Origin of the sequence: Paraburkholderia sp. BR10954, from assembly GCF_040965775.1 — a bacterium.
In the GTDB taxonomy this organism is placed as follows: Bacteria; Pseudomonadota; Gammaproteobacteria; order Burkholderiales; family Burkholderiaceae; genus Paraburkholderia; species Paraburkholderia youngii.
On the sequence record NZ_JBFRCK010000134.1, the window covers coordinates 1 to 3,079 of the forward strand.

General features: G+C 55.6%; 1 protein-coding gene and 2 pseudogenes. All 3 read left to right on the forward strand.

Annotation, left to right across the window (positions count from 1 at the left end):
* Positions 1-2,215: amino acid adenylation domain-containing protein (locus AB4Y34_RS41285; RefSeq protein ID WP_368719239.1), on the forward strand; the 2,215-nt coding region annotated here is incomplete at its 5' end.
* A gap of 58 nt (positions 2,216-2,273) precedes the next feature.
* Positions 2,274-2,378: pseudogene (locus AB4Y34_RS41290) on the forward strand (IS5/IS1182 family transposase); the annotation flags it as partial.
* A 58-nt stretch (positions 2,379-2,436) separates the two neighbouring features.
* Positions 2,437-2,961, forward strand: a pseudogene (locus AB4Y34_RS41295) (helix-turn-helix domain-containing protein); the annotation flags it as partial.
* Positions 2,962-3,079 lie beyond the last annotated feature (118 nt).

The following is a 3,079-nucleotide window of genomic DNA, read 5'->3' on the forward strand; positions in this document are numbered from 1 at the left end:
CACCCTGATCGACCCCAACGACGCTCCTGGACAACCCGAGACCAATCCTCAGATACCGGGCCTTACCTCACGCCATCTCGCTTATGTGATCTACACTTCCGGCTCCACTGGTGCCCCAAAGGGGGTGATGGTCGAACACGTATCACTGGTCAACCTATACAGCGCGATGGCGTCGGAACCCGGCATCGCTGCCGATGACACTGTGCTCAATCTCACCTCGGTATCGTTCGATATCGCAGCGCTAGAGCTGTATTTGCCATTGCTGTCCGGCGCGCAGCTGATGCTTGCTTCACGGGATGTCGCAATTGATCCCGAGCGCCTTGTCGCACTAATCGAACAGGAGGCCGTCACGTTCCTTCAAGCCACGCCGGCACACTGGAGCGCGCTGTTGAATCACCGCTGGCCCAACGCATCTTTCACGTTGCTTTGCGGCGGGGACGCACTGCCTGCATCACTCGCTGCACGCATGTTCGATCATGTGCAAGTCCTCTGGAACATGTACGGACCAACCGAGACGACTATCTGGTCTGCTACACATCGGATGGTACCGGGGTTGGATCCGTCTATCGGCCGGCCGATCTCGAACACTCGGCTCTACCTGCTAGACAGCCACGGTCAACCGGTGCCGCTAGGCGCAGTGGGTGAACTGTATATCGGCGGCGCAGGCGTGGCTCGTGGCTATCTGAACCGCCCCGAACTGACCGCCGAACGCTTCCTCCCCGATCCCTTCTCCCATCACTCCGATGCCCGCATGTATCGCACCGGTGATCTGGCCCGCTACCTGCCCGACGGCAATCTTGTGTTCCTCGGTCGCAACGACCACCAGGTTAAAATTCGCGGCTTCCGCATCGAGCCCGGCGAAATCGAAACCTGTCTCGCAGAGCACCCCGCCATACGCGAAGCCGTCGTAGTCGCACTCGGCGAAACCGACAAACGTCTGGTGGCCTATGTCACAGGCAACGAAACATCGCCAGGTGAACTGCGCGACTGGCTCGCCAGCCGCCTGCCCGATTACATGGTCCCTAGCGCTTTCGTGCGGCTGCACGCGTTGCCTCTCACTCCCAACGGCAAACTCGATCGCCGGGCACTGCCCGCTCCGGATGCCGACTCACTCGCCCATGCCGCGTACGAAGCCCCCGTCGGCGCACTCGAGATCGCACTGGCCGACATCTGGCGTGAACTGCTCGGCGTCCACACAGTCAGTCGACACGATTCGTTCTTTGCTCTTGGCGGACACTCCCTGCTCGCTGTTCAAATGATTAACCATGCAGCGAAGCGCGGCATGATATGTACCTTGAATGACATATTTCAACACTCTACCCTGGCGAAACTAGCTTTACACATCGACACTTATCCGTCATTTACCTCAAATATCAGTGCAATCACGATTCGATCATCCGGATCAGAGCCTCCGATATTCTTCGTACCGGATGGCTTCGGAGATCATTCTTACGCATTCGCCCTTTCCCAGAGCATAAAAATTGATTGCCCGACATATGCACTTCCATGGCCACCAAGTTTTGACGCCTCATCCAGTTTGATTGAAGGTCTTTCTGAGAAAATGGCAAATATCATAATTGGCACCCAATCAAACGGACCCTATCGAATTTGCGGCTACTGTACGGGCGGCATTCTCTCTTATGCTATCGCAAAACAACTTTCGGACATGGGAATGGAGATCGATTTTGTTGGGCTTATTGACACACCCGCCCCGAGCACTTTCAGAAATGACCATTTGACTATCGAGCAACGATTCGTTATGTCGATTTCCGATTGCGGAAATACCATACTAAAAGAACGCATAAATAAAATGCAGGAAAAAATTGGAAAATTAAACATTGAAGAGCTAATTGAGCTTGCGCAGAAACTAGAAATTCTACCAAAAACGATCCCCATCAAGGTCGCCGTCGATCACTACAAGCGCATCCACAATTACGTCGACATGGTAAAGATTTATACTCCACCGCCGTTGCATTCAGCAATCCACCAATTTTATGCGCTCGAGAAGCGCGGTCAAGGCGATCACACCTCTACTCAAACACATGGCTGGGATAAAATTATCCCATCGTCGCATCTCTTTACAAATCCAGTACCAGGCAATCACATCACGCTAATGACAGATAAATTGAATCGCATGCTTCTTGGTAGTGCATTGAGTCGCATATTAAAAGCGACCAATACCCATATCTCTAAACCCCTGTCGGAGGCACTGTAACGTTAAGAGTCGCTAACACAACCTGGACATGAAGCCATGGACGCAATATCCTGGCGACATGGCAAGACGAAAAATCAGCAATGAATTGTGGGCGGCGCTGGAACCGTTGATTCCCGTGTTCGAACCATCGCCCAAAGGCGGTCGCCGACGTACGGTCGACGATCTGTTAGCGCCGATGTAAACTGACCCGCTTGGGAGAGGATGGCGGCTTTTTGCCGCCGATGCTGACTCAGCAAGCAGTGGAAATCAAGGTATTGGGCAAGACGGGGAACGGCGGTACGCGAGATTGCGCGGCAAACGGGCCTGTCGCGCAACACGGTGCGCCGCTATCTGCGCGACGAGCAGGAGGGCCGTTACAGGCAACGTGAGCCACACCCGACCAAGCTCGCCCCGTTCAAGCACTATTCCCCGCGCGCGTGGCCGCTGCACGACCGCACTGGATTCCGGCAACGGTCCTGCTGCGGGAGTTGCAGGAAGCCGGCTATGAAGGCGGTATCAGCCAGCTCAAGACGTTCCTGCCACCGTACAAGCGTGCAGAGCCCGAGCCGGTAGTGCGATTCGAGACGCCGCCGGGCAAGCAGATGCATGCTAACTTCACGGTCATCTGTCGTGGCCGCGCGCCGCTACTGGCGCTCATCGCGACGCTCGGATACAGCCGTGCAAGCCTCGTGCTCTTCACCGCCGGCGAGGACGCCGCGACGTTGTGCGAGTGCCTGCAGGAAGCGTTCGTCTACTTCGTCGGGTCTGAATAATTCGTTTTGGACGGCGCTTGCCCTCACGGCTGGTATTCGACAGCGATTGAGCGGTTGAGCAAAGCGGCCAGAACAGCGGCGTAAAAAAGCCTCAGCTTCCTGAGGATCATCC